22 protein-coding genes and 3 pseudogenes are annotated in these 26,125 nt (G+C 62.3%); 9 read left to right on the top strand and 16 right to left on the bottom strand.

Features of this window, described 5'->3' with window-relative positions:
• Nucleotides 1–29: 29 nt before the first annotated feature.
• A complete protein-coding gene (locus tag ACFXS9_RS09630) occupies nucleotides 30–1,061 on the bottom strand; it encodes an alpha/beta hydrolase family protein (RefSeq protein ID WP_392687978.1) in 1,032 nt (343 codons plus the stop codon).
• 182 nt (nucleotides 1,062–1,243) lie between these two features.
• Between ACFXS9_RS09630 and ACFXS9_RS09625 the strand changes: the two genes are divergently transcribed.
• Together ACFXS9_RS09625 and ACFXS9_RS09620 are read left to right on the top strand one after the other, a co-directional pair.
• Nucleotides 1,244–1,846 carry a TetR/AcrR family transcriptional regulator gene (locus ACFXS9_RS09625; protein ID WP_392687975.1) on the top strand — a complete coding sequence of 201 codons (603 nt, stop codon included), beginning with the start codon at nucleotides 1,244–1,246 and terminating at the stop codon, nucleotides 1,844–1,846.
• An 89-nt stretch (nucleotides 1,847–1,935) separates the two neighbouring features.
• A pseudogene (locus ACFXS9_RS09620) lies at nucleotides 1,936–2,103 on the top strand (SDR family oxidoreductase); the annotation flags it as partial.
• A 125-nt stretch (nucleotides 2,104–2,228) separates the two neighbouring features.
• On the opposite strand, the gene ACFXS9_RS09615 reads toward ACFXS9_RS09620, so the two are convergent.
• From ACFXS9_RS09615 to ACFXS9_RS09605, 3 genes are all read right to left on the bottom strand, one after another.
• Nucleotides 2,229–2,864, bottom strand: coding sequence for a class I SAM-dependent methyltransferase (locus tag ACFXS9_RS09615; protein ID WP_392687972.1), 636 nt, complete (start codon nucleotides 2,862–2,864; stop codon nucleotides 2,229–2,231).
• A gap of 185 nt (nucleotides 2,865–3,049) precedes the next feature.
• Nucleotides 3,050–3,520 carry a hypothetical protein gene (locus tag ACFXS9_RS09610; RefSeq protein ID WP_392687969.1) on the bottom strand — a complete coding sequence of 157 codons (471 nt, stop codon included), beginning with the start codon at nucleotides 3,518–3,520 and terminating at the stop codon, nucleotides 3,050–3,052.
• A gap of 224 nt (nucleotides 3,521–3,744) precedes the next feature.
• Complete coding sequence (locus ACFXS9_RS09605; protein WP_392687966.1) at nucleotides 3,745–4,806, bottom strand: alkene reductase; 1,062 nt, start codon at nucleotides 4,804–4,806, stop codon at nucleotides 3,745–3,747.
• A gap of 96 nt (nucleotides 4,807–4,902) precedes the next feature.
• Here ACFXS9_RS09605 and ACFXS9_RS09600 point away from each other — a divergent pair, with 96 nt between their 5' ends.
• Nucleotides 4,903–5,778, top strand: coding sequence for a LysR family transcriptional regulator (locus ACFXS9_RS09600; RefSeq protein WP_392687963.1), 876 nt, complete (start codon nucleotides 4,903–4,905; stop codon nucleotides 5,776–5,778).
• Between the two features lie 809 nt (nucleotides 5,779–6,587).
• Here ACFXS9_RS09600 and ACFXS9_RS09595 read toward each other — a convergent pair.
• The 6 genes and pseudogenes from ACFXS9_RS09595 to ACFXS9_RS09570 form a co-directional block, all read right to left on the bottom strand.
• Nucleotides 6,588–7,763 carry a spondin domain-containing protein gene (locus ACFXS9_RS09595; protein WP_392687960.1) on the bottom strand — a complete coding sequence of 392 codons (1,176 nt, stop codon included), beginning with the start codon at nucleotides 7,761–7,763 and terminating at the stop codon, nucleotides 6,588–6,590.
• A 330-nt stretch (nucleotides 7,764–8,093) separates the two neighbouring features.
• A complete protein-coding gene (locus ACFXS9_RS09590) occupies nucleotides 8,094–8,993 on the bottom strand; it encodes an HNH endonuclease (protein WP_392687957.1) in 900 nt (299 codons plus the stop codon).
• Nucleotides 8,994–9,520: 527 nt separating this feature from the next.
• On the bottom strand, nucleotides 9,521–10,321 hold the full coding sequence (locus ACFXS9_RS09585; RefSeq protein ID WP_392687954.1) for an aminoglycoside adenylyltransferase family protein: 801 nt from the start codon (nucleotides 10,319–10,321) through the stop codon (nucleotides 9,521–9,523).
• A gap of 30 nt (nucleotides 10,322–10,351) precedes the next feature.
• A complete protein-coding gene (gene guaA, locus ACFXS9_RS09580; protein WP_392687951.1) occupies nucleotides 10,352–11,947 on the bottom strand; it encodes a glutamine-hydrolyzing GMP synthase in 1,596 nt (531 codons plus the stop codon).
• 293 nt (nucleotides 11,948–12,240) lie between these two features.
• Nucleotides 12,241–13,540, bottom strand: a pseudogene (locus ACFXS9_RS09575) (RsmB/NOP family class I SAM-dependent RNA methyltransferase).
• Between the two features lie 71 nt (nucleotides 13,541–13,611).
• On the bottom strand, nucleotides 13,612–14,034 hold the full coding sequence (locus tag ACFXS9_RS09570; RefSeq protein ID WP_392687948.1) for an MAPEG family protein: 423 nt from the start codon (nucleotides 14,032–14,034) through the stop codon (nucleotides 13,612–13,614).
• A gap of 176 nt (nucleotides 14,035–14,210) precedes the next feature.
• Here ACFXS9_RS09570 and ACFXS9_RS09565 point away from each other — a divergent pair, with 176 nt between their 5' ends.
• The 3 genes from ACFXS9_RS09565 to ACFXS9_RS09555 all read left to right on the top strand — a co-directional run bounded on the left by ACFXS9_RS09565 (nucleotide 14,211) and on the right by ACFXS9_RS09555 (nucleotide 17,041).
• A complete protein-coding gene (locus ACFXS9_RS09565; protein WP_392687945.1) occupies nucleotides 14,211–14,903 on the top strand; it encodes an acriflavin resistance protein in 693 nt (230 codons plus the stop codon).
• A 120-nt stretch (nucleotides 14,904–15,023) separates the two neighbouring features.
• Nucleotides 15,024–15,992, top strand: coding sequence for a dienelactone hydrolase family protein (locus ACFXS9_RS09560; RefSeq protein WP_392687942.1), 969 nt, complete (start codon nucleotides 15,024–15,026; stop codon nucleotides 15,990–15,992).
• 215 nt (nucleotides 15,993–16,207) lie between these two features.
• The gene (locus ACFXS9_RS09555) at nucleotides 16,208–17,041 is read left to right on the top strand and encodes a metallophosphoesterase family protein (protein WP_392687939.1); all 834 of its coding nucleotides are present in this window, start codon (nucleotides 16,208–16,210) and stop codon (nucleotides 17,039–17,041) included.
• 6 nt (nucleotides 17,042–17,047) lie between these two features.
• Here ACFXS9_RS09555 and ACFXS9_RS09550 read toward each other — a convergent pair whose 3' ends face one another.
• From ACFXS9_RS09550 to ACFXS9_RS09535, 4 genes are all read right to left on the bottom strand, one after another.
• Nucleotides 17,048–17,311, bottom strand: coding sequence for a hypothetical protein (locus ACFXS9_RS09550; RefSeq protein ID WP_392687937.1), 264 nt, complete (start codon nucleotides 17,309–17,311; stop codon nucleotides 17,048–17,050).
• Nucleotides 17,312–17,423: 112 nt separating this feature from the next.
• Nucleotides 17,424–18,449 (bottom strand): NADP-dependent oxidoreductase, encoded by a 1,026-nt coding sequence (locus ACFXS9_RS09545; protein ID WP_392687933.1) that lies wholly within the window; start codon nucleotides 18,447–18,449, stop codon nucleotides 17,424–17,426.
• Between the two features lie 111 nt (nucleotides 18,450–18,560).
• The gene (gene guaB / locus ACFXS9_RS09540) at nucleotides 18,561–20,051 is read right to left on the bottom strand and encodes an IMP dehydrogenase (RefSeq protein ID WP_392687930.1); all 1,491 of its coding nucleotides are present in this window, start codon (nucleotides 20,049–20,051) and stop codon (nucleotides 18,561–18,563) included.
• A 223-nt stretch (nucleotides 20,052–20,274) separates the two neighbouring features.
• Nucleotides 20,275–20,523, bottom strand: coding sequence for a hypothetical protein (locus tag ACFXS9_RS09535; protein ID WP_028346604.1), 249 nt, complete (start codon nucleotides 20,521–20,523; stop codon nucleotides 20,275–20,277).
• 138 nt (nucleotides 20,524–20,661) lie between these two features.
• Here ACFXS9_RS09535 and ACFXS9_RS09530 point away from each other — a divergent pair.
• Nucleotides 20,662–22,139, top strand: a pseudogene (locus ACFXS9_RS09530) (DHA2 family efflux MFS transporter permease subunit).
• Between the two features lie 277 nt (nucleotides 22,140–22,416).
• Nucleotides 22,417–22,884 (top strand): phasin family protein, encoded by a 468-nt coding sequence (locus ACFXS9_RS09525; RefSeq protein WP_392687926.1) that lies wholly within the window; start codon nucleotides 22,417–22,419, stop codon nucleotides 22,882–22,884.
• A gap of 370 nt (nucleotides 22,885–23,254) precedes the next feature.
• On the opposite strand, the gene ACFXS9_RS09520 is transcribed toward ACFXS9_RS09525, so the two are convergent.
• Nucleotides 23,255–24,073, bottom strand: coding sequence for a Crp/Fnr family transcriptional regulator (locus ACFXS9_RS09520; protein ID WP_392699700.1), 819 nt, complete (start codon nucleotides 24,071–24,073; stop codon nucleotides 23,255–23,257).
• A 228-nt stretch (nucleotides 24,074–24,301) separates the two neighbouring features.
• Complete coding sequence (locus tag ACFXS9_RS09515) at nucleotides 24,302–24,985, bottom strand: RlmE family RNA methyltransferase (RefSeq protein WP_392687923.1); 684 nt, start codon at nucleotides 24,983–24,985, stop codon at nucleotides 24,302–24,304.
• 450 nt (nucleotides 24,986–25,435) lie between these two features.
• Between ACFXS9_RS09515 and phaP the strand changes: the two genes are divergently transcribed.
• Nucleotides 25,436–26,065 (top strand): TIGR01841 family phasin, encoded by a 630-nt coding sequence (gene phaP, locus ACFXS9_RS09510; protein WP_392687920.1) that lies wholly within the window; start codon nucleotides 25,436–25,438, stop codon nucleotides 26,063–26,065.
• Nucleotides 26,066–26,125 lie beyond the last annotated feature (60 nt).

Here is a 26,125-nt window from a genome sequence, read left to right as displayed (position 1 = left end):
TACCAGGACCCATCTCAAGGCGAGCCAACTCAAGGCGAGGCAACGAGGCCGACCGCCGATCCCTGGACAATGCGCCGGGAACGCGCGACCGGAACAGGAGAAGGCGCGGCGCCGGGCGCCGATGCCAGGATTGGCTGCCAAGTCGCATTCCAGCGCGCCAGCGTCGTCCCGTTGCCGTCGAAGGCCAGATCGAGGAAAGCCAGAGTGAGTTCCGCCGTCGCAGCCTTCACTTTCGGATTTAGAGTCGGACCACCCGTGAACGCGCGATCGGTAAAGATGCTGTGCGAGCCACCCTCAAACACGGCAAGCAGCTTGCGCGGTGTGGCAATGCCGTTGAAGACGGCTAACCGATCGGCGGCGGGCGAGTGGTATCCGGGAATTTCGATGACGTCGTTGGTCGCAGTCACGTGCAGGTTCGGAACCGTGATCTTGCTCAGCACCGAAGCAAGATCGGACTCGCCGTAGAATGGCGGCGCAGAGATCACGATCGCCGCCGCAAAGCGCGGGTCGCGAGCCTCGACCCACTGCCCCTCGCGCATCACGCGGGCGCCGACCGCAAGAAGGGCCGTGTTCGCGCCATATGAATGTCCGGCCGCCACGATACGCCGACGATCGACCTGGGTGCCGTAGAGGCTCGACAGCACGCGGTCCAGGGCGAAGTGCAGATCCCAGGCCCGCGCCAGCGCCTCGCTCTCATGAGCCGCTCGCTGCAAACGGTCCACGACGGTGAGAGGATTGCCCACCCAGAGCGACGAATCGCTGCCCGCATGCTGAACATGCAAACTCGCAATGCCACGGGCAGCCCAATATCGCGCCAGATAGCTGTAGCCCCGGCGGGAGCCACCCATGCCATGGGAGAACACGATGAGCGGCACGCGCGACCCCGGCGCGACACTCGTGGGCCAATGCAGGCGCGCCGGAACGGCCCGCGAACGCGCGGGATCAACCCAGTCGAAGTCAATGAAGGAAGGCGCGGCGGACTGCGCTCGCGCTGAACTTACCGGAGCGGAGGTCGTGATTGCGACGGCGAGCAGCATGGCACCGAGGCACCGTCGCGTCATGTTGCCCGCCACGGTTGTTTCGCCCCGGCCATCCGCGAGAGCGGATTGAACATGCCGCGAGGGAGTATCGCCGCCCACCCTGCTCTTCATAAACACACCTTGAACACAATTCGCACTGGGTGTAATCTTGTATTACACTGAGTGTAATTTTGCAAAATAACAAATTCGTGTCAGAACTCGTCATGGAAAGTTCACCCCCCAAGGAGGAACGTCCGCGCGAGCGGAAGCGGCGCGAGACGCTGCATCGCATCGCCGAGCAAGGCCTGAAACTGTTTTTGACCCGCGGCTATGAGGCCACCACGCTCGACGCGATCGCGGAGGCAGCGGGAATCTCGCGCAGGACATTCTTCTACTACTTCAAGTCCAAGGAAGAGATTCTGCTGGCGTGGCAGGACGGCGGTTTCATCGAGACTCTGCGAACCGCCGTGCTGGAGCAATCGACCAGACAGTCACCACTCAACGCGGTGAAGAACGCCTTGTTGGAGCTGACGACCCGCATTCCGGCCGACTACAAGCAAACCAGGGTGATCGAACGCCTGATGTGCGCGAACGAGTCGCTACGCATACGACACCAGGCGAAATATGTAGAGAAAGAACAAGCGGTATTCGACGCACTCTGCCAGATGTGGCCGCAGCCCAAGCGACAGCCTGCGCTCCGCATCGTGGCCATGATGTCGGTCGGAGCACTACGCCTTGCGATCGATAACTGGAACCGCGACCAGGGGAAGCGACCTATCGCCATCTATCTAAAAGAGGCGTTCGCCGACCTGAAGTCGGAGATTTGAAACGGCGGATGGCGAGACCCGACCCGGGGAACGGGTGGCGGCCGACGAAGATTTCGGGCAGGCCGAGTTCGCGCCCGAGCACCAGATCACCTCGCATCGCCGATGGCGGCCGCATCGTGAATCTTTCCACCGGCCTGACCCGCGTCTCCTTCCCCGGCTTCTCCGCCTATGCGGCGGCCAAGGGTGCGGTCGAGGTGCTCAGCGTTTACATGGCTAAGGAGCTGGGCAGTCGCGGCATCGCGGTCAACACGGTGGCCGCCTGTTCGGCTTGCCGCCGGGCCGGGAGACCAAGGCCGCCAGAGGGAATGCCCGGGCGGCTTGATTCACCCTTCGCGCCGTTCACTGGTTCGGCACGATGAGAACGCCAAGCGGCTATCGATAATTACTTCCTTGCCACAACGAACGGCCGCGCGTCCTTGCCACGCGAGGCATGGCGGGCGCGCTCGATGATTTTAAATCCCGCCGCCGAGATCTCGTGCTCCAGGTCCTCCGCTGACAGGTACGCCACATAGGGCGCCTTGCCAACGAGCTGCATCAAGGGCAGCGCTATGCGCAGCAGCGGATTCATCTCCTTCAGGCACGGCGTCTTGGAAATGAAGATCCCGCCGGGCCGCAGCAGCCGATGGACGCCTCGGAGCGCCGCTTCGCGGGCCGCCACCAGATGCAGAACATTGAAGCCGAAAGCGATATCGAAGGTCCCGTCCGGCCACGGCGCCGCCTCGGGCCGCATCACTTCGAACGTGGCGTTGCTGCAGCCTTCGGCCTTCGCTTTCTCGCGCGCGATCGCGATCATTTCACCCGATAAGTCGGTCGCCACAATGCGCCCGACCGATGGCGCAAGTCTTAGCGCCGTCGTTCCCGTTCCGCATCCGAACTCGAATGCCGTCTCATCCCCCTTGAGGTAATGTCGCGTCCGCTCGAGCGTGCGCTCATAGCCCGCCATATCGGCGATCGGATCAGTGGCATATTTGCGCGCAGCGCGATCCCAGAATTGCGCGTCATTTGCAACACGAAACATGGCGTCCCTCCTGCGCGGCGGCTTCTAGCATATGTGCCGGAAATGGAAACGCTGACGGCGGCGCAGGTCGTGGGGGCGGGTTAGCGAAAGCGTAACCCGCCGTTCACGCGTTCGTCACGATGAGACAATGCGGTGGATTACGCCGGAGCCTGTCATCGGGCTGCGGTTCGCGCGGACCCGTTGGGCTAATCCACCCCACGAGCTACGGCGTTCTCATGAACCCCGCTGCCGCGAAGGCCCCAGAGGATCAGCGCAAAGGATATGATTCCCGTCGGGGCGGCTGGGTACATGACGAGTTGGATCAGCATCTCCTGAGCGTCGCTCCCACGAGCGCCGGCCGCCGCGATCGGAATGATCGAACCACCGGCTCCCAAGAGAGCCGCGATCACGAAACCGGCGATCGTTGCAAGCGCGGAATAGACGAGAAACCAGAATGCCAGCCGTGACGGCATCGATGTGAGATTCAGCTTCGGCCAGACCAGACCCACGGCCACAAGCAACACTCCGGTGAATCCGCTGAGCGTGTGAACCGAACGGCCGAGATTGGGTGCGGCGAAATACGGCACCGCAAATCCCTGGAAGCTCGTGAAGAGGAACAGGGCCACGCCGATCTGAATCAGCCGGTGCCCCTGGATGGCCAGTGCTGTCGCGCTCATGCGTTGCTCCTTTTCGGCTGTCACCGTGATGTCTAGCGCATTCGGCTATCGCACTCCCCTCCGCGACGAGGAGCAGATACGGCTGGAACGCCGATGTCGAAAGATGGGTCCCTGCCGATCGGGCGTAATGCGAGGAAGTGCATGAGACAGCCTTGTGAGAACGGCGGCCATTCAAGGCGGGCCCGCCCACTGGAGCGGAACGACGACTGGAATGGCCGCGAACCCTAGGCGCTCAGGGCGGGGTAATCGATGTAGCCTCGCGCGGTGCCGCCGAAGAAGGTGTTGTGGTCTGCCTCGTTCATCGCTGCATTGGCCTTCAGCCGCACGACGAAGTCCGGATTAGCAAGGACCATCTGCCCATAGGCTTCCAGATCGGCCAGCCCCGAAGCCATGTCGGCGCCGATCTGCTCGCGCGGACGACCCGGCCGGTTGAGGATCAGCGATTGGTGCCAGAGCTTGCGAATATCGGCCAGCAACGGCTCGTTGCCCTGGTGCATAACGTGCACATACGCGAGCCCGAGCTTGTCGAGTTCGGCGACGAGATAGCGGTAGAGGTCCGGCCCTTCGGCGCCTTCGTCGATTCCCCATATCGTCGCGCCGGGGGACAGGCGGATCGCGGTGCGGTCCGCGCCGATCTCCTCGGCGATCGCGGTGGCGACCTCGATGGCGAAGCGGGCGCGGTTCTCGATGGAGCCGCCATATTCGTCCGTGCGCGTGTTGGCACTCGGCGCGAAGAACTGCTGGACGAGGTAAGCGTTCGCGCCGTGAATCTCGACGCCGTCGGCGCCGGCCTCGATCGCTGAGCGGGCCGCGTGGCGGAAATCGGCGACGGTCTGGCGCACCTCTTCGGCCGTCAGCGCGCGCGGCGTGGGAATGTCCTGCATCCCGGTCGCCGTGAACATGCCCGTCCCCGGCGCGATTGCGGACGGCGCGACGCCCTGGCGGTGATGCGGCGTGTTGTCGGGATGCGACATGCGCCCGGCGTGCATGAGCTGGATGAAGATGTGGCCGCCTTTGTCGTGCACGGCGGACGTGACCTTCCGCCAGCCGGCGACGTGTGCGGGCGTGTAGATGCCCGGGGTGGTGAGGTAGCCCTGGGCGTCATCCGAGGGCTGGGTGCCTTCGGTGACGATCAGGCCAACACCAGCGCGCTGGGCATAATATTCGTCCGCCAGCTCTCCCGGCGTACCGTCGAAGGCGGCGCGGCTGCGGGTCATGGGCGCCATGACCAGCCGGTTGGGAAGCATGTAGCGGCCAATGCGGACCGGGGTGAACAGTGGATTCATTGGGGCTCTCCATTCGTTGGAGCCCTTGTCCACCATCCCGATCTCGGGATAAATCCGGCAGAATTGAAATCAATGTTCCATCTGTGGAGCAATCGGATGAGTCATTTGAACGACATGGCGCTGTTCGTGGAGGTGGCGCGAGCCAGGAGCTTTCGGAGGGCTGCGGAGGCTGTCGGCATGCCAAATTCCACCCTGTCGCGACGTATCAGCGAGCTGGAGAAGGCGATCGGCCTGAGGCTCCTGCACCGCACGACGCGCAAGATCGAGCTCACCGAGGCCGGCCAGCTTTATTATGAACGAAGCAAGCAGATCGTCGACGAGGCACGGCTCGCGCACGAACAGCTCGGCGCGATGTTGGAGCAGCCGAGCGGCGTCCTGCGGGTTTCGCTCCCGGTCGACTTCGCCACGCTTTACCTCACGCCGATCATCGCCGACTTCGCGCGGCACTATCCCGGCATCACATTCGAATTCGATCTGACGCCACGCCGTGTCGATTTGGTAGCCGAGCCGTTCGATGTGGCGATCCGCATCGGCAAACTGGAAGATTCCAGTCTGATCGCTCGCCTGATCGGGCGGCATTCGCGCCACCTCTATGCGTCTCCTGGCTATATCGAAACGTCAGGCGAGCCCGCGACACCGGCGGACCTGGCGGAGCATGAATGCATCTGCATGCCGCGGATCCCGGCCTGGACTTTGCACCAGGGGATGAACAAGGTCGATGTCGGCGTTCGCGGCCGCTTCACGCTCAACAGTGTGGGGATGACCCGCGCCCTGGCGGTCAACGACCAGGGCATCGCCCTGCTTGCCGAGAAGATCGTCGCCGAAGATCTCGCCTCTGGCCGCCTGCGGCGTGTCCTGCCCGAATGGCAGGGGTCGTCGGTCAGCATTCACGCCGTCACCGAAACTCGCCTTATTCCAGCCAAGACCCAGCGCTTCATCGAATTCCTGTCCTCCAGGCTGATGGAAGATTGAACATGCTGGAGGTGCGCATCGCCAATCCGTTTCGTGGTGGATAGATCGTAGCGCTCAATGACGATGGGCGCCGCGCCGGTCGTGGCTGATTGGCGAAATACGCGGCGCTATTCCGCTCTATGACTCATCTACATTTCAAACAGCATGAGGATGTGAGTCCGCATTCTCGCGGCGAGAAGCGCCCGAGCTTTGCGTCATCCAAAGACCCTCTGCATCAATAGAGGGCGCAGGGAAGACCGGGTGCTTGCTGCACCCGCGGTCTCGCGTGCGATTTGCGCAAACAAAACTGCACACGAGCATACAGGGCAGCGGGAGCATTCCGGCCTTCCCTGCGCAATGGCTTTACGGCTTACTTCGTGCTCTTCCCGGAGAACGGCTCTTTTGCCTCCGTCGTCAGCGGGACACTTCCCGCCGACTTAGCGCCAGCACCGCGGCACCCGAACCACACGACTTCGCCGTACGCCTCCGGCGCGTACGTCTTTCGCGCCATCAGCGTCCACCGCATCTCACCGCACGTTCGTGACGATCGCGAAGCGCCCCTCATCCGCCGTGAGACGGACGGAGTTATGCGACTGATTTGGGTGAGAACGAAAGCAGAACATTTTTGATTTCCGGGCTTGACACGATTTCGGAAAATCAGAAGTGATTTGCCCGTCATGCCATTTGCGACGCGGCCTTAAGTTCTGCGCTGTTGCGTCCTACGCGCTTGGCAGCGTCTTGTGGGTGGGCATGCTTCGCGTGCCCACCCCGAGTGAATAATGCTTCGGCTTATACGGGCATCGGCATAATGTCGATGCCCAGACGACGTCCTAGGCGAACAGCAAGTTGTCGGCCGAAAGATCACGGAGCGACTCTCCTGGCAGGAAAATGCTGCCGTCGGCGCCGAAGTCGATGACGACGCCGAAATTGCGTTGTGTCGCGTGCGTAAGCACGTCCTCAAAGCTGTCGACGCCCTCGACATTGAGTGCGATCTGGTCGTCCTTGCCGAACCCCACAATCGCGTCGTTGCCGTCGCCGCCCTGGAACATGAACGTGTCGGCGCCCGCACTGCCCAATATCCAGTCGTCGCCCTCCCCGCCGGCAATCAGGTCGTCGCCCCGACCGCCGAAGATCTTGTCATCGCCGGCGCCGCCATTGAGCTGGTCGTCGCCCCGGCCGCCAAAAATCTTGTCATCGCCGCTGCCGCCATCGACAACATCCCAGCCGGCGCCGCCAAACACCGTGTCGTCACCCCCGCCCGCCGTGACAAGGTCATCGTCTCCGCGGCCGATGATCAGATCGCGGTCGTCCGTTCCTTCCCGAACGCGAACCGTGTTGATGTGGACTTCAGCGAGCTGGGCGCCCGGACGGGTGAAGTCGGCCGCGACCGGATCAATGAACTCGCCGGCCTCATTGACGCCACCGAGGATGATCTGGTCGCCTTCGCCGACCGGGTTGCCCAGAGAGCCGTTGAATCCGGGATGGAGGTGAACGACACCGGCCTCATCCACGCCAGTGTTGGGCGCCATCTGGTTGATGAAGGCCGCGTCAAGTTCGGTGTTTACTTCAGTGCCGGCGTCGTAAGCATCTTTGCCCGCGAATGTGATTGTCGTCTCGCCGAGGAAGCGACCCTGGGCGTCGAACAGCCGCAACGCCTCATCCGTGCCGATGAACGCATCGTTCGACGGGATAATCATCGATCCGAAACTGGCGAAGCCGTTGGAGACACCGTCGACGTCGAGGATGGCCGAGGTGGTCTCCTGCGTCGCGATCGGGCCGGCGGCGCCGGGGACGAGTAAACCCTGTCCGTCGGCATCGGCGGCGACGAGCTCGGTGCCAAGTATCGTGACGGCGCCGTCCTCGGCCAATTGCTCGAGCCCCGCCGAAGCCGCTTCGCCGACGTTGAACAGATCGAAGCTTCCATCGTGGAAACCGAGCCAGGCCGGCGTCAAAAATGTGCCGCCGCTCTCGGAGGTATTTTTGATTGTGACCCTGAGATCAGTCATGGACGCCTCCCCTTGACTGCAAGGCCCCCAGAAAGATCACTGCATTAGTCAGCGCGCCTTTGATCGGATCAAATGACAATAGCTCACGTCCAATCACAAGGCGTTGCGACATGCAACCTGACTGACCTATCGCAATGCGTGCCATGATCAGCGGGATGCTACAGCAGCCGGCGTGACGACGATCTTTGCGCTTACACCTCAGGGCAGTCTGAGTTCGGCCGCAACCTCATTTCTAGCGGTAAAACAGCGCCGCCCCGTCGGGATGAGTTGGAGCAGGTCCGTAGGGCCGGTTAGCGAAGCGTAACCCGCCTTACGCGCACACCGCGTGCACTATTGCTTGAAACAATGCTCGCGGTGCCATTTTAAGAAATGCGGATGTGGACGATCCGATGTGCGCCGCGGCTCAAGCGCGCGACCGGATTTGTTAATTATCGATCGCACCCCTTGCGGATCATTCGTCTGCCGAGAAATCAAAATCTCCAAATCGTCGGCCAAGCTAATAAGACCACGATCAAACATCCAATGTGCCGTGCCTGAGAGCGCGATCCCATTGCTGACGATATCCGGCCCGCTCGCTTCCACCGGCCGGATATGTGCCGCAGCAACTTCCGCCCGCCCGCTTCCGTTGATGAGCTTTAACCCGGTGATCGCGCAGCGCTCGTCATAGGCGCGCAAGACGACACGACGGAATACTCGATCGCGCAAAATCCTCGATACGGTGACACTAACCCGGTCGCGCTGCTGGTCAAATCTAAAAGGTGCTTGTTCCTCGTCAAAGCCGAACGATGGCATGTCGCTGTCGAACCGAGGCAATAAGGGCGCCTTTTCCTCGAAGCCGAGTTCGATTATGCGATTGAAATCGTCGGGAGAGATTGGACGGACCGCCGATTGAGCGCGTCCGGAAATCCGCCCCTGCTCATTGAGCACGCCTTGCTCTACTGGTCCCGTCGTTCCGTTGAAGGCGACTGGATTAGCAAAATCGAGATAGCTTCCTGGCTCAATCAGGGCGAGATACATCCCGGAAACGCCGGGATCGGGAATTACTTGACTAACCTTTGCAATCGCAAAGTAGCCTCGCGTCTCAGCGATCTTGCGCGGCTCATAATAGATTATCCAGTCGCCGACACAGGCCTCAACGCGACGCAGATACTGGCTAGGAAACTGATATTGTTCAGCCGGACTGTCGTCGTAGATCGAGTCTGAGCGATGAATAAATACGCCAAATCCCATAGTTTATCGGCACGCCTTTCCGAAAATTGATTTGATCCTCTAGCCAACTGCTCAAAACTCAAACTTTGTAGGGCCGTAGGCCGGCTTAGCGAAAGCGTAACCCGCCATCACGAGCACCACTCTCGATAAAGGGATGCCGTGGATTACGCCTCCGGCTAATCCACCCTACGGGCTGAGAATCGGGAGCCTCCACGATGGCACAATGCAGGGTCGCAATGCGAGGATCGGGACGTTGTCCCGGTTATTCACAGGGTTGCCTCGGTCTACGCGTTTGACACGATTTCGGACAACAGAAGTAATTTGCCTGTCGCGCCAGTTTGTCGGGCTCGCTTGTCATTGCGAGCTCAGCGATGCAGTCCATAGCACCGTATGCATTAAGCGGGACCACGCAACGAGCGAAACGTGGCCTTAAGTCTCCGTTGCAATTTAGTGTCACCGTAAGTCGCCTTCGGCTAATCCATCCTACGACCTAGCCTCAATGCTCCAGTATGAAAAGGTTCAGACCAACGTGAAGCGTAGGCGAGCGGTCATTGCGGAAGTGACGGCGAGGTGATTTCCACCTTGCAGAAGCGGGCGAAAGCCAGGACTTCATCGAGACGATCACCGAGATCGTCTTCGCCCCCGTCGAGATGGGCTCGCAGCGCCGTCTCCATGACAGGCCGGTGCTGATGCGGCAGGCGTTCAAGCGTCCATCGGGCAGCGGCATCCTTGGACGCGATTTCGCCCGTACAGGCGCTGAACCAGATGCGGGCCAGCGTAAGAATGATGTTCCGCTCGTCACCGCGGAGATCGTCCTCGCAATTCCACAGGGACAATGTTTCGTGCAGCGCGCGGCGAAAGTCAGCTGGCGGCACAGGATCGAAAAGATCGGACGCGCCAGGCCCCTTCAAGGCGACACTGTGCCGACGCAGCTTTGTCAGCAGGATCGCAAGATCACGATCTTCGATGGGAGGTTCGACGATCCCCCGTTTCAGGTCGCCGCGCAGCCACTCGCCGAATTGCAGTTCACGCCTTGGGGAATAGCGCCATGGCACCACCTCGGCTTTGACGACGACTGTCACTTCCAGTGGGCGCAGCGGCGTGCCACCCTCCGGCGTTCCCGACACCGCCAACAAGCCCGTCATAAACGAGGCGCGCGCGGCAGGTGAAAGCGGGGCATGGACGGTAACCAGCAAATCGATGTCGCTATGCGGCTTCAGCCCGCCATCGATGGCAGAGCCGAACAGATGGATAGCATGAACCTGGCCGCTGAGATGCCGCTCGATGACCGCAAGCGCCTGCTGTAGCTGCTTGGCGATTTCGTCGGGAACAGTACGGATAGTGCTCATGAAAATGCGCGCGATAGCGAGAGCTCGCGCTCACTCCCACTCGATCGTTCCCGGCGGCTTAGACGTCACATCATAAACCACCCTGTTCACCCCCTTCACCTCGTTGATGATCCGCGTCGCGGTGGCGCCGAGGAAGCTCATGTCGAAGGGATAGAAGTCGGCGGTCATGCCGTCGGTGGAGGTCACGGCGCGTAAGCCCACGACATATTCGTAGGTGCGGCCGTCGCCCATCACGCCGACCGTTTTCACCGGCAGCAGCACGGCAAAGGCCTGCCAGATCTTGTCGTAGAGGCCGGCTTTGCGGATCTGGTCAATATAGACCGCGTCCGCGTTGCGGAGGATGTCGAGCTTTTCTTTCGTGATGTCACCAGGGCAGCGGATCGCGAGACCCGGCCCGGGGAACGGGTGGCGGCCGACGAAGATTTCGGGGAGGCCGAGTTCGCGGCCCAACATGCGGACTTCGTCCTTGAACAGTTCGCGCAACGGCTCGACCAGCTTCATGTTCATGCGCGCAGGCAAGCCGCCGACATTGTGGTGCGACTTGATCGTTACCGACGGGCCGCCGGTGAAGGAGACGCTTTCGATCACGTCGGGATAGAGCGTGCCCTGCGCCAGAAATTCGGCGCCGCCGATTTTCTTGGCTTCCGCATCGAACACGTCGATGAACAGGCGGCCGATGGTCTTGCGCTTCGCCTCGGGATCGCTGACGCCCTTGAGCTCGCCGAGGAAAAGCTTTGAGGCATCAACATGCACCAGCGGGATGTTGTAGTGATGGCGGAACAGGTCGACTACCGTCTCGGCTTCGTTCAGCCGCAGCAGGCCGTGATCGACGAACACGCAGGTGAGCTGGTCGCCGATCGCCTCGTGGATCAGCACCGCGGCGACCGCGGAATCGACGCCGCCGGACAGGCCGCAGATCACCCTGCCCTTGCCGACCTGGGCGCGGATTTTTTCGATCGCTTCCTCGCGGAAGGCTCGCATGGTCCAGTCGCCGGTGAATCCTGCGACCTTGCGGACGAAATTGCGCAGCAGCTTGGCGCCGTCGGGCGTGTGCACCACTTCGGGGTGGAACATCAGGCCGTAATATTTGCGCTTCTCGTCCTGGATCACCGCGAACGGCGCGTTCGGCGAGACGGCGGCGACGGTAAAACCCGGCGGCATTTTGGTGATGCGGTCGCCATGGCTCATCCACACCGGATGGCGCTCGCCCATCGACCAGGTGTCGTCGAACAGTTTGCTCGCCGTCTTCACCTCGACATCGGCGCGGCCGAACTCGCGGTGGTGGCCGCCTTCGACCTCGCCGCCGAGCTGGGCGGCAAGCGTCATCTGGCCGTAGCAGATGCCGAGCACGGGGACGCCGGAATCGAAGATCAGTTGCGGCGCGCGCGGCGAGCCTTCTTCGTGGACCGACTCCGGCCCACCGGAGAGGATCACCGCCTTCGGCTTCATCTCCTTGAAGGCGGCTTCGGCCTTCTGGAACGGCACGATTTCGGAATAGACGCCCTCCTCGCGTACCCGGCGGGCGATCAGTTGCGTCACCTGACTGCCGAAGTCGACAATCAGAATCTTGTCATGCGCCGAGGCCACCGAGGGCGTCGACTCGCGGGCTTTCTGTGCTGCTGTCATGGACAGGAATTACGCGACGGGGCGCGGCCTCGCAACCGCGCCAACGGGCTGACCCACATTCTTTCTGGGGCATGGACAAATCGATATTAGGTAAGTATTATTGACCTGTTTTGAGGTACGCAGGGTTCGGCGAACCATCGGGTGCATTGAGCGGCGCGACAGACGACGCCTACCAATGTGGAGCTGAGGCCCATCCGCGTCATTGCGAGAAGCGAAGCGACGAAGCAATCCATCTCTCCGTTATGCCGCGCGATGGAATGCTTCGCTTCGCTCGCAATGACGGGGAAAGAGCGTCACGCCTTCTTCAGCACCGACACAAAAAATCCATCCGTGCCTGTCCTGCGCGGCGTCATCAGCCAACCCTCCGGCGATCGCAGCGCAGCCTTCGCAAAATCCTCGGCTCTGTCCCACAGCACACTCGCCGTCTCGTTCAGTGGCTGAATCGAAAACTCGGGATGACGTGCCACGAAGGCGCGGACTTGTTCGCCGTTTTCGCTTGGCAGCACCGAGCAGGTGACATAGGCGATCCGGCCGCCGGGCTTGACCAGGCGGCTTGCGCGATCAAGCACTTCGGCCTGGTCCTTCAAGCGAACCTCCAGCGCGCCGGGGCGCATCCGCCATTTGGCGTCGGGGTTGCGGCGCCAGGTGCCGGTGCCGGTGCAGGGCGCGTCGATCAGCACGAGATCGGCCGATGCCTTGATGTCGGCCAATGGATCAGTGTCGCCCTTCGGCGCGCGGATCTCGGCGTTGTGGACGCCGGCGCGCGACAGCCGCTCATAGATCGGGGCGAGCTGGCGCTTGTCGCGGTCGGTTGCGATCAATCGCCCCTTGCCTTGTATCATCGCGGCCAGCGCCAGCGTCTTGCCGCCGGCACCGGCGCAGAGATCGATCACCTGCTCGCCGGGCTTGGCAGCGGTGAACAGCGCCGCAAGCTGCGAGCCCTCGTCCTGCACTTCGATCGCGCCCTTGATGAAATCTTCTTCCGCATGAATGCCGGGATTGCGGGCGTCGGCGCCGAGTTCGATGCGAAGCCCGATCGGCGACCACGGCGTCGGCGTAGCTCCGAGATAGCCGAGCGACGCCAGCACTTTTTCGCGCTTGGCTTTGAGCGTATTGACGCGCAGATCGAGCGGCGCGCGGCTCGCCATTGCGGTCGCCTCCGCCACGCGGTCGTCGCCGAACACGGCGGCCAGATGCGCATCCAGCCATTCCGGATAGTCGCCGGCGATGTGCGGCGGCGCGTCGTCGAGGGTCCGCGAGGTGAGCGCTGATCGTTCGGCCCCGGTCAGCGGTTCCGGCGCAAAAACGCCCGCCGTCGCAGAGAGCCGATATCGCCTCCACATCGAGCTTGCGCTCGAGCTTCATCATGCCGAGCACGCGCGCCCGCGGCGTGTCGGCGTTCATCAGCCAGGCGCTCGATGCCTGTCGCCGCAGCACGTCCCAGATCAGGCCCGAAATCGCCGCGCGATCGCCCGAGCCGGCATAGCGGTGCGCGGTGCCCCACTCCTTCAGCGCCTTTGCCGCCGGAACGCGTTGCGCGTCGATGGTGTCGATCAGTTCGATGGCGGCGGAAAGACGGGCAGCGGGGGTCATTCAGGGCTTTCTAAAGCGTTTTCAAGCGAAGTGGGAACCGGTTCGCGTAAAGAAAACGCGTCAAACAAAGATCAGATCAGAAGCAGAAGCTTCAGCGCGAAATAGATCCACATCGCAAGCAACACCAGCGCGCCGGCAAACCACGCCAGGCTGCGCTGCTGGATGTTGTTCGAGGTGACGAAAATGCCGGCATGGGCAAATCGTGTCACCACGAACACCCAGGACATCAGCACAATGAAGAGATCGGCCCGGCGCAGCGGCAGCGCCAGCGCGATCAGGAGGTAGAACAGCAGGGGTACTTCGAACTGATTTGAGAAGCAATTGCCGATCTGGGCGACGCGGGCCGGATATTTCGGCTGTCCGAGCGCGATGTCCTTCAGGCTGGTTTCGCGGGCCTTCACCGCCTTGGTGCGGGCCGTCACCATCCAGAGCAGCAGGAAGAAAGTGAGCCCGATCAAAACGAAAACCGGCAGCAAAACCATTTGAACCGACATGAGAATCTCCCCCGAAGCCTGCCTGAGTTCCTAAAGCAATAACGAGACGCCCCTCACCTGACAAATCCACTTAACCGGGCTCGCTTGAACCACAAGGAGAACCCAGACGACCAACTAGCGAGAATTCCGATGGTTCTGGTCTCGAACCGGCTTGGAAAGCAATCCGCGAGCAGGCGATGAACATCACCTCCCCGATCCTGACCGGCGCCGGCCGCGCCGCCGAGTTGCCCGGCGATTCCGTGACTTCCCTGCTCCGGGCCGTCGGATTCAGCGACGGTCCCGACGGCGGCCTTGGCATCGTCATGTCGGCCTTGGCCGGTATCGCCGCGGCGCTGGCGGTCGCGATCATGCTCTCCGTCTATTTCCACAGCGGCCACCGCAGCCGCCACGATCTGCTCAAACACGGGCTTGCCGCTTCCGCGGTGCTGGTCCTGCTCGCTTTCGCGATCTCGGACGTCAGGCACGCGGCGCAGGCCTATCTCGGCCTCAATCCGGCAAAGCCCGCGGTGGAGTTTGAAATCCGCCTGCCGAAGGCGACGCTGACGACCGCGGCGGACGTCCAGATCGAGCTGCTCACGGACCGGAACCAGAAACTGGCGAAGGTCGAGGGCGCGCTGGCCTCCGCCCCCGACGGCCGCAGCATCTTGCGCGGGACCGTGACGCTCGATTACCGCACCACCGAGCGGATGATGGTGCTGAACCTGCCCGGCCGGGCCCAAAGCACGTTCCGCCTGCGGCTGCCGGCAAGCCCCTCGCATTCGGAGCAGTTCGGGCCGTGGCATCTGGCCGACGGCATCGTCCCCGCCAATGGCGACACGGTGACGACCGAAACCCATGACGCCTTCGCGATCCGCTACCGCGTGCTGTGACGCCCATTGAGATATGCAGATGGCGGACCGCTGGGCACATTTGCTTTGACGCCAACAACCAGCGCTCTACTGTATCCCTGACGGTCGCCGAAAGAGAGCAGCCGCGGGAGGAGTGCAACTTTGCGATTTCGCGACCAGGACATCATCTTCGCCACCGGCGCCAAAGGGCAGAATTTCGACATTCTCACCGCCAATCCGGTCAACTACTTCCACGTCATCAGCAATTCGGCCGAGCTGCCCAGACTTGTGATCGACGGCAAGCTGTTCCTGCCGGCCTCGGACACTCGCAAACGTAACGGAAAGCTTCCGCTGGTGATGGTGGTGCCCGGCAGTCTCGGCGTTGCGCCCTCGCACCTGGCGCATGCCGAAACGGTGGTCGGTGACGGCTTTGCGGCGTTTGTCCTCGACAGTTTCGGCGCGCGCGACGTGACCTCGACGGTTGCCGACCAGACCCAATTCTCCTTTGCCGCCAGCGCCTATGACGTGCTGGCGGCCTGGATGGTGCTGTCAGCCCATCCGGAGATCGACGCATCCCGGATCGGCGCGCAGGGCCACAGCCGCGGCGGCTCGGCCGTGCTGACGGCTGCGACGCGTCGCTTTGCCGATGCGGTGGTCGGCGCCGGCGCCGGTTATCGAAGCGTGCTCGCCGCCTATCCCTGGAGCGGTCATCAGTTCCTCGATCCGTCCGTCGACGAAACCGAAATCCGCGTCATCATGGGCGATGCCGATGAATGGTGCTCGCCGATGCAAGTGCAGGGCCATTGCCAGGCCATCCGCCTCTCCGGCGGCAAGGCGACGATGCGGCTGATCGGCGGCGCGCAGCACAGTTTTGACCGCGGCACCGCGATCGAGAACGTCGCTGAAGCGTCCGTATCCCCCGCCGCGCCGACGGCCTATATCGCCAATGACGGCGCCTTCATCCATCCGCTTCAGGGCGTCGCGGAGAGCAAGCTCACCGACCGCGACCTGATGATCTATGCGCTGAAGGCCGGCTATGGCCGCAAGGGCGCCCGGATTGGAAGCCGCGATGGAGACGCCGAACTGTTCAAGGCGGACATGCTGGCGTTCTGGCGACGGACGTTGGGGTGAGGCCTGAGATCCACCACACAAATAGTCGTCATCACCCGCGAAAGCGGGTGATCCAGCATTCCAGAGACGCTGGTGATCGAATCGAGAAGCCGCGGCGTACTGGGTACCCGCCTTCGCGGGGTACGACAATGGAAGGTGGGGCGGCGACGGCGACTAAGATATCGTCATCCTTTCGACGTCGGGCCCGGCTATGATCGGACGAAAAGGAATACTGCATGTCCGAATTTCGCCTGACGCAAATTTCCGATACCCACCTCGCCCGCCGCCTGCAACAGCTCACCGACAATTTCCATCGCGTCAGCGAGCACATCGATGCGACGCGGCCGGACCTCGTCGTCAACACCGGCGATCTGGCTTTCGATGCGCCAACCAGCCGAGACGATCTCCAATTTGCCAGGGAATTGCATGACTCGCTGCCGGTGCCGTGCCGGCATTTGCCGGGCAATCACGACGTCGGCGACAACCCGACGGAAGTCGCCCCTGCGCCGAAGGATCTGGCGACAGAGAACGAACGGCAGAACTATCTTTCCGTGATCGGCGAAGACCGCTGGCGCTTCGATGCGGCCGGCTGGTGCTTCATCGGATTGAACTCGCTGATCATGAATACCGGGATCGAGAGCGAGGCGGAGCAGTTCGGCTGGCTGGCTTCAGAACTCGGGCGTGTGAACGGCAAGCCGATCGCGCTGTTCCTGCACAAGCCGCTGTTTTTGAACGCACCTGATGACCCCGAGACTCTCGAAACGGCGATCCGCTATGTGCCGCAACCGCGGCGCAGAAGCTTGATCGAAATGTTTTCGAAGGTCGATTTGCGGCTCGTCGCCACAGGGCACGTCCACCAGCGTCGCGACTTCACCTATCGCCACACGCGCCACGTCTGGGCGCCGTCGACAGGCTTCATCCTTCCCGAACGAATTCAGCCGGTCATCGGCATCAAGGAAGTCGGGCTGGTAGAGTATCGTTTCCAGCCCGACGCCCTTGAAGTCCGGCACGTCAAGGCGCCGGGACAAACCGATATTGATCTGGATTCACTGATTGGCAGGAAATCCTAGAGCACCTCAGTATTCCCGCTCAACGTAGCCGTAGTAGGAGCCATCGGTCCAAGGCTGTGACGCAAAGGCACCTACGCGTGGGGCCGGGTGAAACCGGTTACCATAATAGTAGCCCGGGGGCGTGGTGGTCCTGACGCCATAGCCTCCTGTGACGTAAGCTGAGTTCGGATAGCTATAGCCGGGCTCCTGATAGACCATTTGAGCCATCGCAGGAGTGGCCAGCATCGTGGCGGCAACCATGCCGAGCGATAGTTTCTTGCAGATCGTCATTTGGCTTCTCCATCAGATGTCAGGGCCAACGACAGTTGCGAAGGGACGTTCCGCCGCCCGCCTCAAGTAGGCGTGAGCTTGTTCCGGAGGGTTCCCACAACTCGGGCTGGTTTCAACCCTTATCCGGCCCGACGCGCACGAGCTGCTTGCCGAAATTGGCGCCCTTCAGAAGGCCCATGAACGCGGCCGGCGCGCTCTCGAGCCCTTCTGTGACGAATTCCTTGTGCTTGACCTTGCCCTCGCGCACCCACCCCGACATGTCGCGCAGGAAGTCGCCATGGCGCGCAGCGAAATCGCTGACGATGAAACCGCGGATGGTCAGGCGCTTGGTCAATACCGCGCGCATCAGCGAAGGCGCCCATTTCGGCGCCACCGCCTGCGTATCGTTGTAATGCGCGATCAGGCCGCAGACCGGAATGCGCGCAAACGCATTGAGCAGCGGGAACACCGCTTCGAACACCGCGCCGCCGACGTTTTCGAAATAGACGTCGATGCCTTTTGGGCAGGCATCCTTCAGCTTGGCCGCCAGATCAGGGTCGCGATGGTCGAGGCAATCGTCGAAGCCGAGTTCATTCTTGACGTAAGCGCATTTGTCTTTCCCGCCGGCGATGCCGACCGCGCGTGCGCCCTTGATCTTCGCGATCTGGCCGACCGCCGAGCCGACCGCGCCGGAAGCAGCCGCGACGACGACGGTCTCGCCCGCCTGCGGCTTGCCGATGTCGAGCAGGCCCGTATAGGCGGTCATGCCGGGCATGCCGAGCACCCCGACCGCGGTTGAGATCGGCGCGATTTTCGGATCGATTTTTGCAAGGCCCTTGCCGTCGGAGATCGCATGCGTCTGCCAGCCGGCGCGCGACAGCACGATGTCGCCCTTGGCGAATCCGGGATTGTTCGAGGCGATCACTTCGCTGACGGTGCCTGCTTCCATCACGCCGCCGATCGGCACCGGCTGGGCGTAGGACGGCCCGTCGCTCATGCGCCCGCGCATGTAGGGATCGAGCGACAGCCAGATGGTGCGAAGGAGCACCTCGCCAGCGCCCGGCGTGGGGATGGGGCAATCCTCGAGGCGGAAGTCGGAGGGTTTTGGTTCGCCGACGGGGCGCGAGGCGAGAACGATGCGTTTGCCTGATGCGGACATGGATGTTCCTCCGGTTTTTGTTCTTCGTCATTGCGAGCGTAGCGAAGCAATCCACAGCTCCGCAAGCTGTGAAATGGATTGTTTCGCTGCGCTCGCAATGACGGAGGGCAGCTACGCCCCGCCCGGATAATTCGGGCTTTCCCGCGTGATCGTCACATCGTGGACGTGGCTTTCGCGCAGGCCCGCGCCGGTGATGCGGACGAACTGCGCCTTTTCGTGGAATTCGGCGAGGTTGCGGGCGCCGACATAGCCCATGGCGGCACGCAGGCCGCCGGCGAGCTGGTGCATGACGTTGGCGACCGGGCCCTTATACGGCACCTGGCCCTCGATGCCCTCGGGCACGAGCTTGAGCGTGTCCTTGATGTCCTGCTGGAAATAGCGGTCGGCCGAGCCGCGCGCCATTGCGCCGACCGACCCCATGCCGCGATAGGCCTTGTAGGAGCGGCCCTGCCACAGAAACACTTCGCCGGGCGTCTCGTCGGTGCCGGCGAGCAACGAGCCGACCATGGCGATGTCGGCACCCGCGGCGAGTGCTTTGGCCAGATCGCCGGAATATTTGATGCCGCCATCGGCAATCACGGGCACATCGGCCTTCTTCGCCGCTTCCACCGCATCCATGATCGCGGTGAGCTGCGGCACGCCGACGCCGGCGACGATGCGCGTGGTGCAGATCGAGCCCGGGCCGATGCCGACCTTGATCGCGTCAGCGCCCGCGTCGATCAGCGCCTGCGCGCCCTCTTTCGTTGCGATATTGCCGGCAATCACCTGCACCGCGTTGGAAAGCCGCTTGATGCGGTTGACCGCGTCGAGCACCCGCGAAGAATGGCCGTGTGCGGTATCGACCACGATCAGGTCGACGCCGGCATCGATCAGCCGCTCGGTGCGCTCAAAGCCACCCTCGCCGACGGTGGTCGCGGCCGCGACACGCAGGCGGCCATGCTCGTCCTTGCAGGCGAGCGGATGCGCAACCGCCTTTTCCATGTCCTTGACGGTGATCAGCCCGACGCAGCGGTACTGGTCGTCGACAACGAGCAGTTTCTCGATGCGGTGCGTGTGCAGCATCCGCTTCGCCTCGTCCTGGCTGACGTCCTCGCGAACCGTGACGAGGTTCTCATGCGTCATCAGCTCCGAGACTTTTTGCTTGGGATTGGTCGCAAAGCGGACGTCGCGGTTGGTGAGAATACCGATCAGCTTGCCGGGCGAATTCTTGCCGGCGCCGGTGACGACGGGAATGCCGGAAAAGCCGTGGTCCTTCATCAGCGCCAGCGCGTCCGACAGCATCGCATCGGGACCGATGGTCAGCGGATTGACCACCATTCCGGATTCATACTTCTTGACCTGCCGCACCTGGGCGGCCTGCCCCTCCGGATCGAAGTTGCGGTGGATGACGCCGACGCCGCCGGATTGCGCCATCGCGATCGCCATGCGCGCTTCGGTGACCGTGTCCATCGCCGACGCGATAATCGGAATGTTCAGCGGAATTGCGCGGGTCACGTAGGAGCGGATATCGGCCTCCGAGGGCAAGATATCCGAGAGACCGGGCTTCAGAAGCACATCGTCGAACGTGAAGGCTTCACGGATACCCTGAAGTCCCTGCGCCATTGCCAACTCCTTTCGGCGGCTCGCCGCCGCGATCAGTTCTATGGATGAACGCCGCCTTCGGCGATGCTACCGGCATCGCCGTCGAATCGAAGCCCATCGGTGGGGTTGACGGTGGTCGATAGCATGGCAGCACGCCGAATCAAAGCATTTGGCGGCTATGCACAGACTTTTCGGGAAACACCGCAATCCCAAGGGTTTAGCGGGAGGAGTTTACGGGAAGGCCTTACGGCCGATAGCCCGGCGGCGGCCCATGCTGGCGGATCGCCTCCACCACCTCGCGGTGCCGGCGGTCCTCCCGCTTCATGTGAACCGCGATCAGCGCATGCGCCGACGGCACCAAGAGCAGGACGTGGAAGATCAGCCCGAAAACCAGGCAAAACACGATCAGGACCAGGTTGAAGATCGCCGAAAACGGCTGCCCGTTCAGGAGCAGTCCGAGCGGCGGCAACAGCGCGGCGAGAACGTAGATCATGATGACCTCCAGCGGCTGGCGCGGTGCATACCAGCGTCACGCAGGATTTAGGTGGTTTGCTCGGTTCCGCAATGGCTTGTGTGGCGGCGGAATGATACAGCGCCCTCGCCTGCCTCTCTCTCCACTTCCCCGATCCCGATGGACAAGCAACGCCTGATCCCGCTGATCGTCGCCACCGCGCTGTTCATGGAGAACATGGACTCGACGGTGATTGCGACCTCGCTGCCGGCGATCGCGGCTGACATCGGCACCAGCCCGCTGACGCTGAAGCTGGCGATCACGTCCTATTTGCTCTCGCTCGCGGTGTTCATTCCGGCCAGCGGCTGGACCGCCGATCGCTTCGGTGCGCGCATGGTGTTCTCGATCGCCATTGGAGTGTTCATGATCGGGTCGATCGGGTGCGCGCTGTCGCAGAACATCACCCATTTCGTCATTGCCCGCATCCTGCAGGGCATGGGCGGGGCGATGATGACGCCGGTCGGGCGGCTGGTGCTGTTGCGCTCAATCGACAAGAGCGCGCTGGTCAATGCGATGACGTGGGTGACGGTGCCGGCGCTGATCGGGCCGGTGATCGGCCCCCGCTCGGCGGCTTCATTACCACCTACTTCTCCTGGCACTGGATCTTTCTGATCAACATCCCGATCGGGCTGCTCGGCATCTTCATGGCGATGAAGTACATCGACCCGATAAAGAGCGAGGATCCCGAGCGCTTCGATCTCTATGGGCTGGTGCTGGCCGGGATTGGGCTAGCCGGCATCGCCTTCGGCCTTTCGGTCGCGGGTCTCAATTTGTTGCCCTGGCCGATTATCGCGGGCCTCGTCGCGGTCGGCACCATCTCGATGACGCTCTATGTCATGCACGCGAAACGAACCGGCTCGCCGGTGCTGGATTTCTCGCTGCTGCGCCTGTCCACCATGCGCGCCAGCATTATCGGCGGCTTCCTGTTCCGGCTCGGCATCGGCGCGCTGCCGTTCCTGCTGCCGCTATTGATGCAGGAAGGTTTTGGGCTGACGCCGTTCCAGTCCGGCCTGGTGACGTTTGCCTCGGCCGTCGGCGCCATGTGGATGAAGACGCTGGCCGCACGCATCATCCGCGCCTTCGGCTTCCGCTACATGATGACGGTCAACGCCGTCATCAGCGCAGTCTTTCTCGCGGCCTGCGCATTGTTCACGGTGACGACGCCGCTGTTGCTTATCTTCATCATCCTGGTGGTCGGCGGCTTCTTCCGCTCGCTGCAGTTCACCGCGATCAACACCGTCGCCTATGCCGAGGTCGAGCCGGCGCAGATGAGCCGAGCCACCACGCTCGTCAGCGTCAACCAACAATTGGCGATATCGGCAGGCGTCGCCGTGGGCGCGTTCTCGGTCGAATCGACCATGCTGTACCAGCATGTCGCGGAGCTGAGTGCCGGCGTATTCCCGCCCGCCTTCCTCGTGGTTGCGATCATCTCGGCGGCGTCGGCATACTTCTTCTGGCAGATGCCTGACGACGCCGGCCACGAGATTTCAGGGCGCAAGGTCGTCGAGATCTCCAGCCGCAAGGGTGCGGAAAAAGCAGCGACCAAGAAGGCCGCCAGCGAAGGCACCGAGGACGCGCGGGATCAGCGGCTCGGGTAACTCGCGGCGCATCTTCACGCCCAAATGCCGGATTCTCCCGTTCCGCACCGCTCCGAACATCCTGCGCCGTAAAAAGAATCCGACGTGAGGGTCAGAAAGCGAACGGAAGCTTCGCCGCCGGTCGTCCATATAGCGGTCAGCGGGCGGCTCACCATCTCAGCGCCGATTATGATTGAGGGAGATCCTACTCGATCTCGGTGGTGCATCACGCGCGCCCGCTCCGGATGAAGTCTGGACTGCTGTTTGATCTCTGTTTCGCTTGAAAGGATGAACACCTGTGAGTGAAGTCAATACGAACGAAGCGAATGTCGATACGAAACCCGGTGCCGACCAGAAGCGCCCTGGCATGCCGTTTGCGATGCCGGGCCTGTTTGATGTGCTCTCCGAGCAGAACACGATCCGGGCCAAGGAAACCATCGAGAAGATGAAGATCGCCTCGGGAGCGATCAACGACGCTCTTCGCGAAGCCAGTTCGGCCAACGCAAAAGGCGTTGCGGACTATGCCGCCAAAGTCATCGAGTTCTCCGCAGCCAATACCAGCGCCGCCTTCGATTTTTTCAGTCATCTCTTGGGCATGAAGACGCCCTCGGAAATCCTGCAACTGTCGGCGGCACAGAGCTGCAAGAACTTCGAAGCCACGGCTGCGCAGAGCCGGGAGCTTTGGCAGCTTACGCGCAGGGTCGCGACCGAGACGGCTGACCCGATCAAGAAAAGCCTTGCCGGCGCGCTGCAGAAGGCGGCCTAGTTCTTAGTCGAACCTTTGCAGCACGCGGCAATCGGCTGGAACAAGCGCTCCCCTGTGAGAAGGGCGCATTCCAGCCGGTGGCGAAGCAACATGCCGGCACAAAAATTCAGTAGTGGAGGAGCAGGATGGGCGTGGTCATGATCAAATGCCCCCGCACGGGACAAGCTATCTCGACAGGCATGAAGGCAGACCGGGAGAGCTTTCGATGCAGCCCAGTGTTTTTCGCGCGCACCTTTTGTTTGATGTGCCAGTCTAATCACGAATGGTTTGCCCGGGAGGCCTGGATTCACGAGCCTGAAGAAAAATGGCGCATGCTCGGGTCCGCGTTCGCCGTGTAATCGGCATAGGCTCATCGAGGCCTTGCGTCCGGTCAATGACCCCTTGGCCGTTGGCTAGTCGTTCCCCGTATCGGTGCGCGCTGCCGCACTTCGTTCGCGTCGGCAAACAGGGAAGCCTCGGCCGCAGGAGGCGGCGATTTCATCTCCTCCGTCAGCGTGATGCGATCGATTCGGCGGCGCATGAGCTGGTAGCACTCGCATGCCGCCGCTTCGAGCCCCGGCCTGTCAATCTCAATCGAGCTTCGCCGATTGGATCGGATTCCACCCGAGGCGCGCAGCTTGCATACGACATGCGTCACCGTCGGGCGGCGCACACCGAGCAATTCCGAAAGCGTCTCTTGCGTCACCGGCAGGATGTCCCCGTCGGCACGATCGTGGAGTTGCAGCAGCCATCTTGCCAGGCGGGCCGTCACAGAGTGCAGCGCATTGCAGGCAGCGACGTGTTGGAATTGGGCCATTAGCGCCCTGGTGTGGGTTTGAACCGTTCCCCTCAAGGCGCTGCTGCGTTCAACCGCCGCCTGAAACTGTGCCGGCGAAATCTGCAGCGCGGTCCCCGCCATCCGCACCACAGCCGTCATCGGAGAGCGGGAAGGCCCCAGCGTCGTCAGGACGCCCACGGCTCCTTCATTGCCAACGACGGCGGTCGCAACGGTTTGTCCGCTCGGCATATCCATCACGAAAGCGATCAGGCCGCTAAGCGGGAAATGAATCCGTTCTATTGGATCGCCCGATCGCGCCAGCACGGCGTCACGTTCGAGGGTAACCAGTCGGAAATGACGCACAAGCAAATCGAGATCTGCCGGCGGCAACGCAGCTAACAATCGATTGCCAACTCTGGCGCTCTGCTCCATCACGGGAATACTCCTTCCCAGACGGAGGCGCGGCTCGCTTGCAGAAAATTCCCGGTGGCGTTGGGGCTGCATGCGATAAACAGACCGCGCCTGAGTACTGAAATACTGAAATACGCCGCTACGGGAAAAAGTTCCAGGGATTCGACACGTGAGCCGGCCCCAAGACTGCAACCGTTGAAGACGCCGTCCAGTCCTCGCGCCGTCCAGGTTGCGCTCAGGCTAGTCTAGCTAGTTGCGGTGCCCTCGAAACCCCATCGCCAGCACGTAGCGCTCCGAGGAGTCCTGCCGGCTCGAGGCCGGCTTGACGTGACGTACGCTGGAAAAGTCGCGCTTCAGTTGGCCGACCAGTTCGGCATCAGCGCCGCTTTGAAAGACTTTTGCCAGGAACGTCCCGCCGGGATTGAGCACCTCGGCGGCAAAGGCCGCGGCCGTCTCGACGAGGCCGATGATGCGGAGCTGATCGGTCTTGCGGTGGCCGGTGGTGTTGGCCGCCATGTCGGACATCACAACATCGGCGCGCCCGCCCATCATTGCGATCAGCTTTTCGGGTGCGTCCTCGGCCAGAAAGTCGAGCTGCGCGAAATCGACGCCGGGAATTTCCGGCATTTCCAGCAGATCGATCGCGACCACTTTGCCCCTGCCATTGATCGCGCCGACGCGCTTGGCCGCGATCTGGCTCCAGCCGCCGGGGGCAGCGCCGAGATCGACCACGGCGTTGCCGGGCTTGAGAAACCGATACTTGTCGTCGATTTCGATCAGCTTGTAGGCCGCCCGCGAGCGATAGCCCTCCCGCTTGGCCTTCGCCACGTAGGGATCGTTGAGCTGCCGCTCCAGCCAGAGCTTTGACGACAGCTTGCGCTTGCCCGCGCTCTTGACCGTGACGTGCAACCGTCCGGTGGTGTCTTTCGCCATATCGATACTTGTCTTGAAAATGCCAGCCCGGACCCGGAGCCTGGAATCAGTAGCACGGAAGTGGATGCGCATTGAAGCGAGTATGATGAGCCGCCGGACCCACCACCCTAACGCCAGCCCCCGTTGCCATGGAACAGCACGACGCTCCGAGCTGCCGGGTCACCCCGTTCGAGGTAATGCAGCCGCTCACCATCGCAGTCGATGAAGCGGCTGATCGGTGGGCAGTGGACATTCGCTGAGCCTCGTGCCGTGCGTAGCGATCCGAATTGCGGCGGGCGAACAGCCAGTCTGCGGCATAACCGCGACATGTTGCCGACGCTCCTAAGCAGTCGTTGCGACCTAAACGAGAAGAGCGGAAAAGATTGGAAGGCGTGGAACGGTCGCACAGCGATTGCGTTGCTCGGGTCGGAGCTGGGGGAGTCATCAACCTGCAATCAGCGGAGAAGTCAGATGGCAAACCCACGCCAAGAGGAAAAGTCTACCCAAGGCATGGAAGACGCTGCCCGCCGCGCCGGCGAGAGGACTGCTGAACAGGCCAGCCGGTTCGGACAAGCTGCAGTCGAGCAGACAACGCGCGCCGGACAAGCCGCGGCCGAAGCCGGCGAGCAAGTGGCCCGGGCCAGTGCCACCCTATTCCAGCAAAACGCCGAGACGTTACAGAACACCTGGCGCTTCGGCCTGGATATGGCGACGACCGTCATGGGGCGGTCCACGGAGCAACTTGGCCGCACGCTCGGTCTGTCAGGAGGCGGAGTGCAACAGGCAACCGAACGATCGGCCCGCAACGCGCAAACCATCCTTTACACCGGCACGACTGCTGCCAAGGTGATGGGTGGCATTTCGCAGGAATACCTGCAGTTGGTTCGGCATCAGGTCGAGACGAGCATGGACCGCATGAATGAATTGTGGGCCTGCCGAACTCCTCAGGAGGTTGCAGCCGTTCAGACGGACCTGGTACGTGAGACCGTGGGATCCGTTCTGGAGAGCAGCCGTCGGATCGCCGACATGTCGCTCAAATTGGCCGACGATGCCGGAAAGCAGATTAAGCAAAATATGGAAGAGGTACGGCATGCCGCCTAGTGCGGGCCCTGTTGCTCAGCTTTGAGGGAAGAGCGGCTGGCTTTCAGCCGCTCTTCCAGT

It is taken from the genome of Bradyrhizobium sp. RDI18 (genome assembly GCF_043203335.1).
Taxonomy (GTDB): domain Bacteria; phylum Pseudomonadota; class Alphaproteobacteria; order Rhizobiales; family Xanthobacteraceae; genus Bradyrhizobium; species Bradyrhizobium retamae.
Note: the sequence above shows the minus strand (reverse complement) of the source record. Positions and strands in the feature narration are given on the sequence as shown.

What these genes read in the sequence shown, in the direction of transcription:
- phaP (WP_392687920.1), top strand. Translation starts at nt 25,436, where the DNA reads ATGGCAAACCCACGCCAAGAGGAAAAGTCTACCCAAGGCATGGAAGAC.
- ACFXS9_RS09550 (WP_392687937.1), bottom strand. Translation starts at nt 17,311, where the DNA reads ATGACGATCTGCAAGAAACTATCGCTCGGCATGGTTGCCGCCACGATG.
- ACFXS9_RS09590 (WP_392687957.1), bottom strand. Translation starts at nt 8,993, where the DNA reads ATGGGATTTGGCGTATTTATTCATCGCTCAGACTCGATCTACGACGAC.
- ACFXS9_RS09595 (WP_392687960.1), bottom strand. Translation starts at nt 7,763, where the DNA reads ATGACTGATCTCAGGGTCACAATCAAAAATACCTCCGAGAGCGGCGGC.
- guaA (WP_392687951.1), bottom strand. Translation starts at nt 11,947, where the DNA reads ATGACAGCAGCACAGAAAGCCCGCGAGTCGACGCCCTCGGTGGCCTCG.
- ACFXS9_RS09545 (WP_392687933.1), bottom strand. Translation starts at nt 18,449, where the DNA reads ATGTCCGCATCAGGCAAACGCATCGTTCTCGCCTCGCGCCCCGTCGGC.
- ACFXS9_RS09565 (WP_392687945.1), top strand. Translation starts at nt 14,211, where the DNA reads ATGAACATCACCTCCCCGATCCTGACCGGCGCCGGCCGCGCCGCCGAG.
- ACFXS9_RS09605 (WP_392687966.1), bottom strand. Translation starts at nt 4,806, where the DNA reads ATGAATCCACTGTTCACCCCGGTCCGCATTGGCCGCTACATGCTTCCC.
- ACFXS9_RS09615 (WP_392687972.1), bottom strand. Translation starts at nt 2,864, where the DNA reads ATGTTTCGTGTTGCAAATGACGCGCAATTCTGGGATCGCGCTGCGCGC.
- ACFXS9_RS09555 (WP_392687939.1), top strand. Translation starts at nt 16,208, where the DNA reads ATGTCCGAATTTCGCCTGACGCAAATTTCCGATACCCACCTCGCCCGC.
- guaB (WP_392687930.1), bottom strand. Translation starts at nt 20,051, where the DNA reads ATGGCGCAGGGACTTCAGGGTATCCGTGAAGCCTTCACGTTCGACGAT.
- ACFXS9_RS09520 (WP_392699700.1), bottom strand. Translation starts at nt 24,073, where the DNA reads ATGGAGCAGAGCGCCAGAGTTGGCAATCGATTGTTAGCTGCGTTGCCG.
- ACFXS9_RS09535 (WP_028346604.1), bottom strand. Translation starts at nt 20,523, where the DNA reads ATGATCTACGTTCTCGCCGCGCTGTTGCCGCCGCTCGGACTGCTCCTG.
- ACFXS9_RS09515 (WP_392687923.1), bottom strand. Translation starts at nt 24,985, where the DNA reads ATGGCGAAAGACACCACCGGACGGTTGCACGTCACGGTCAAGAGCGCG.
- ACFXS9_RS09585 (WP_392687954.1), bottom strand. Translation starts at nt 10,321, where the DNA reads ATGAGCACTATCCGTACTGTTCCCGACGAAATCGCCAAGCAGCTACAG.
- ACFXS9_RS09610 (WP_392687969.1), bottom strand. Translation starts at nt 3,520, where the DNA reads ATGAGCGCGACAGCACTGGCCATCCAGGGGCACCGGCTGATTCAGATC.
- ACFXS9_RS09600 (WP_392687963.1), top strand. Translation starts at nt 4,903, where the DNA reads ATGAGTCATTTGAACGACATGGCGCTGTTCGTGGAGGTGGCGCGAGCC.
- ACFXS9_RS09570 (WP_392687948.1), bottom strand. Translation starts at nt 14,034, where the DNA reads ATGTCGGTTCAAATGGTTTTGCTGCCGGTTTTCGTTTTGATCGGGCTC.
- ACFXS9_RS09630 (WP_392687978.1), bottom strand. Translation starts at nt 1,061, where the DNA reads ATGACGCGACGGTGCCTCGGTGCCATGCTGCTCGCCGTCGCAATCACG.
- ACFXS9_RS09625 (WP_392687975.1), top strand. Translation starts at nt 1,244, where the DNA reads ATGGAAAGTTCACCCCCCAAGGAGGAACGTCCGCGCGAGCGGAAGCGG.